Annotated in this window: 3 protein-coding genes; 2 read left to right on the top strand and 1 reads right to left on the bottom strand. The window is 68.0% G+C overall.

Annotation, left to right across the window (positions count from 1 at the left end):
* Nucleotides 1-104: 104 nt before the first annotated feature.
* On the bottom strand, nt 105-1,739 hold the full coding sequence (locus Q7S93_RS10460; RefSeq protein WP_304713834.1) for an acyl-CoA synthetase: 1,635 nt from the start codon (nt 1,737-1,739) through the stop codon (nt 105-107).
* Nucleotides 1,740-1,905: 166 nt separating this feature from the next.
* On the opposite strand from Q7S93_RS10460, the gene Q7S93_RS10455 reads away from it, so the two are divergent.
* Both Q7S93_RS10455 and Q7S93_RS10450 read left to right on the top strand, forming a co-directional pair.
* Complete coding sequence (locus Q7S93_RS10455; protein ID WP_304713833.1) at nt 1,906-3,678, top strand: cation:proton antiporter domain-containing protein; 1,773 nt, start codon at nt 1,906-1,908, stop codon at nt 3,676-3,678.
* A gap of 522 nt (nt 3,679-4,200) precedes the next feature.
* The coding region (locus Q7S93_RS10450; protein WP_304713832.1) for an outer membrane protein at nt 4,201-5,028 on the top strand (828 nt) is incomplete at its 3' end.

Below are 5,028 nucleotides of genomic sequence, written 5' to 3'. Positions count from 1 at the left end.
TGATGCGATCAGACGGAATCGTCTGATCGTTGAATCAGGCTCTAAACTCCAAGTCTTGAGCGCGTATCGTTCCGATAACCGGTTCCCACTTATCGGAACGCGCTCTAGGCCTTGGCCCCCAGCGCCTCCTGGGCCTGGGCGCGAACCGCCTTGTAGTCGAGCTTGCCGTTCGGCGCGCGGACCACAGGCGCGAACACCAGGTCCCGGGGAACCTTGTAGTCGGCCAGGTTGGTCTTCACGTGGGCCTGCAGGTCGGCGAGGGAGGGCTCGGCGCCGCCGGCCACATCCACCACTGCGCAGATCCGCTCGCCGAACCGCGGATCGGGCAGGCCGACCACGGCGGCGTCACGCACGCCTGGGAAGCGCTTGAGGGCCTCTTCCACCTCTTCGGGGAAGACCTTTTCGCCGCCGGTGTTGATCACCTGGCTGCCGCGGCCCAGCAGGGTGATGGCGCCGTCGGCCTCCACCGTGGCCCAATCGCCCGGCACCGACCAGCGCTGGCCTTCGAAGATGCGGAAGGTCTTGGCCGACTTCTCCTCGTCCTTGTAATAGCCGAGCGGGGTGTGGCCGCCGACCGCCACCAGGCCGCGCTCGCCCGAGCCCGGCGCCACCCGGCGGCCGTCCTCCGTGAAGACCGCAGCATTGGGGCCGGTGGCGAACTTGGCCGTCGCCGCCGAGACGCCGCCGCCCGACGCCGAGGAGGCGAGGCCGAGGGCTTCGGACGAGCCCAGGCTGTCCATCAGCATGATGCTGGGCAGGTGCTTGAGCAGGCCCTGCTTGTTCTCCGCGGACCACATGGTGCCCGAGGAGACGATCCGCTTGAGGCTGGGCATGGTCCAGCGGCCGGGATTGGCCTCCAGGCATTCCAGCATCGGGGCGGCGAAGGCCAGGCCGACGATGATCAGCCCACTGACGTCCAGGCGCTCGACCTCGTCGAACAGGACAGCCGGATCGAACTTGCGGGAGGGCAGGGTGGCGATGGCGCCGCCGCTGATCAGCTGACCGAACGAGATGAACTGGCCGGTGGCGTGCATCAGGGGGGCCACCGGAATGGTGATCGCCTGGGGCTCGGCCGACGCCGCATTGGCCTTGGCGCGGACGCCGGCCTCTTCGACAGTCTCAAGCGGGGGCAGGCCCTGCAGCAGGTTGGCCCCGCCGCCGAGACCCTTGAACAGGTCTTCCTGGCGCCACATCACGCCCTTGGGCATGCCCGTGGTGCCGCCGGTATACATGAAGAGAAGGTCGTCGGCCGATCGACCCCACGAGGCCTCGAAGCGCGCGCCGTCGCCGGCGACGATGGCGTCATAGTCCTCGGCCCAGTCGGGAACCGGGAAGCCGTCTTCGGCGACGGCGATCCAGACCTTCACCTTGGGCAGCCGGTCCCGGACCGAGGCGGCGGTTTCGGCGAAGGAGGCGTGAAACACCACGGCCTCGGCGTCGGCGTTGTCGAACAGATAGACCAGCTCGTCGCCGCTGTAGCGATAGTTGGTGTTGAAGGGGACGAGGCCGGCCTTGAAGGCGGCGTAGTAGGTCTCGATATATTCCGGGCCGTTATAGAGGTAGGCGGCGACCTTGGACTGGTGGGTCAGCCCCTTTTCGACCATGCGCCGGCCTAGGGCGTTGGCGCGGGCGTCGAAGTCTTTCCAGGCGAAAATCTTGTCACCGTGGATCAGGGCTGGGCGGTCCGGCGTGGCGCGCGCGACCGATTCCCACAGGTTGGCGTAATTCCAAACCTCCATAGGGGCGTCCTCCATTATCAAAATATGTGGCGCATAAAGAGGACGGGCCTGCGCGAAGTCAACGCCGCCCAACCGTTGTCAGGCAAGGATCCCGGGCGGGGCGCCGAACAGTTCGCCTGCGCGGCGGGGCCTGCCATACTCCGCGCAAACGGGGGCGAGATATAGCATGGACGGCCACGGCGCGACGGACGGCTATAAGGATATCGTCCTGTTCCTGGCCACGGCCGGCGTCGTGGTGCCGCTCTTCCGCCGCTGGAAGATCAGCCCGATCCTGGGCTTTATCCTGGCGGGCGTGGCGCTCGGCCCCTTTGGCCTCGCCCGGCTGGGGGAGTTGGCGCCCTGGGTTTCCTACTTCACCGTCGACAATCCCGAGGACATCGCCCAGCTCGCCGAACTGGGGGTCGTCTTCCTGCTGTTCATGATCGGGCTGGAGCTGTCGTGGGAGCGGCTGCGGCTCATGCGCAAGCTGGTCTTCGGGCTGGGCGCCGCCCAGGTGGGCGTCACCATGGGCGTGCTGACGGGGCTGGCCATGCTCTTGGGCATGGATGTTGCGCCGGCCGCCGCCATCGGCGCGGCGCTGGCCCTGTCCTCCACGGCGATCGTCATGCCGGTGCTGATCGAGCAGCGGCGGCACCATTCGACCACGGGGCGGGCGACCTTTGCGATCCTGCTGTTTCAAGACCTGGCGGTGGCGCCGATCCTGATCACCTTGGCTGTCCTGGGCGCCCGGGGCGGCGAGGAACTCTCGCCTCGCCTGCTGCTGACCTTCGCCCCGGCCATGCTGGGCATGATCGGCCTGGTGGCGTTCGGCCGGCTCCTGCTGCGGCCCCTGCTGCGCTCGGTGGCGCGGGCCAAGAGCGAAGAGCTGTTCATGGCCGCCTGCCTGCTGGTGGTCATCGGGGCGGGGCTGGTCAGCGCCCTGACGGGCCTGTCCATGGCGCTGGGCGCCTTTGTGGCGGGCCTGTTGCTGGCGGAGACAGAATTCCGCCACGAGGTCGAGGTGACCATCGAGCCCTTCAAGGGCCTGCTGCTCGGCCTGTTTTTCCTGTCGGTGGGCATCGGGCTCAACCTCTCCCTGCTGGCGGCCCGGCCGCTGGAGGTTCTGGGCCTGGCGGCGGGGCTGCTGCTGGCCAAGGGGGCGGTGATCTTCGTCCTGGCGCGGATGAGCCGCCTGCCGCCCCTGGCGGCGGCCGAGGTCGCCCTGCCCCTGGCGGCGGGCGGGGAATTCGCCTTCGTCATCATCAACCAGGCCGCCGGCCTCGGGGTGGTGTCGCTTCAGACAGGTCAGTCCGTCATGGTGGCCGCCACCCTCACCATGGCCCTGGTGCCGGTGCTCGCCTGGCTGGGCCAGCGCCTGGCGCGGCGTGAGCCGGCGCCGGCCATGGATGAGGCCCCAAGCGCCCGGGAGGGCGCGCCGTCAGTGCTCATCGTCGGCTATGGGCGGGTGGGCCAGCTGGTGGGCGACATGCTCAGCCGCCACGGCGCGGCCTGGGTTTCGGCCGAGCGGGATTCGCGGCTGGTGGAGCAGGCCCGGCGCTCGGGCCGCCCCTGCTTCTTCGGCGACGCCTCCCGTCCGGAGTTCCTCAACCGCTGCGGCCTGGGGGAGGCCAGCGCCCTGGTGGTGACCATGGATGACCCCGAAGGCGCCGAGACCGTGGTCTCGGTGGCCAGGCGACTGCGCCCCGACCTCGTAATTGTCGCCCGGGCCCGGGACGCGCGCCACGCCAAGCGCCTCTATGAGATGGGCGCCACCGACGCGGTGCCCGAGACCGTCGAGGCCAGCCTGCAGTTGTCCGAGACCGTCCTGGTGGAGATTGGCGTGCCCATGGGGCTGGTGATCGCCTCGATCCATGAGCGGCGGGACGAGTATCGGCAGGATCTCAACCGCCCTGACGCCTTGGGCGGGCGGCGACGCAGCCGCGCCAACGACAAGGTTTAACCCCGAAAAACGCCACTTTTGAGGGAAGCCGATTGCGTATTTCGCCGATGGGCTGCACCATCGGGCCTCGCTGCGGCGCGCCGACAGAAAATCTCACGGCGGAGGATTTTTTCGGAACCTCTTCCGTAAGCTGGCGTTCAGTGCCCGGCGCCATAAGCGTGGCGGTAGGCTCTGGCTTGGCCAGCCCCTATCCGCACGGCGCCCGAGTGAAGTCCGGGAGGAGAGTCCTCGTGGATGTCGGTGTGCTGGTTAGTATTGGCCGATAGGCCGGGAGGGGTGGCGAGAACCCCTAAACATCGCCGCGAAGAGCGGATGATGTGCCGGTTTGGGGCCAAGGGAGGGGGACGACCTAAGAATTCTCGCGAATTTCGACCAATTGGCCGGGTGATTGAGCAAGAGTGTTGCTCTGGCGACACTTTCGCAATGCACCGGGCTTGCTATAACGATGCTGGGTCATATGGCCGCAGCAGAGGGCATGAAGAGGGCTCAAATATGAAATTCAAACTCCTGGCAGGGGCAGCAATGGCTGCGGTTTTCGCCGCGTCTGGCGCGTCTGCTCAAGACGCCGGCTGGTACGGCGCCATGGATCTCGGCTATCATTGGCCCGAGGGCTTCGAAGCCGAATCTTCCAACAATGGCCCCGGCGGCGCACCCTTCAACTGGGACATCACCCAGGATGATGACTGGGCCGGCTTCGCCCGTCTCGGCTATCGGCTGAACCCCAACTGGCGCGTCGAACTCGAGGGCGGCTATCGCCCCGGCGACATCTCCAGCGTTCGTGGCGCGCCCCTGGGCGGTCTCTGCACCCCCGGCGTGGTTCGCACCGCGGCGGCTCCGAACTGCGGCTCGCCCAACGGCGACGTCGAAGCTTGGACCCTCATGGGCAATGTCATCTATGACATCGCGCCTGGTGCGGTGATCAATCCGTTCATCGGCGTCGGCGTCGGCATCAATCACGTCAAGATGGACATGACTGGCCAGTTCGCCACCATGCCTGGCCCGTTCACGGCCACCAACCCGGCGATCCAGAACCTATCGATCGACGACGATGATACGGCCCTGGCCTATCAGGCGATCGCCGGCCTGGCCTGGCGGGCGACCGATCGTCTCGACGTCGACATGACCTACCGCTATCTCGGCGGCTCGGACCTGGACTTCGCTTCGGCCGGCAGCGCCTCGGTTCAGCCGGGCGTGTTCTCTGGCGACTATCGCGACCATTCGGTGACCGTCGGCCTGCGTTACTCCTTCGCTTCGCCGGCCGCCCCGCCCCCGCCTCCCCCGCCGCCGCCCCCGCCGCCGCCCCCGCCGCCGCCTCCCCCGCCGCCTCCCGCGGCGTATGAAGCCCGGCAG

The organism is Phenylobacterium sp. (assembly GCF_030646615.1).
GTDB lineage: Bacteria > Pseudomonadota > Alphaproteobacteria > Caulobacterales > Caulobacteraceae > Phenylobacterium.
This window is presented reverse-complemented; position numbering and strand designations above follow the sequence as displayed.

Bases quoted from the DNA above. Each gene is read 5' to 3' on its own strand.
- Q7S93_RS10460 (WP_304713834.1), bottom strand. From the start codon at position 1,739: ATGGAGGTTTGGAATTACGCCAACCTGTGGGAATCGGTCGCGCGCGCC.
- Q7S93_RS10455 (WP_304713833.1), top strand. From the start codon at position 1,906: ATGGACGGCCACGGCGCGACGGACGGCTATAAGGATATCGTCCTGTTC.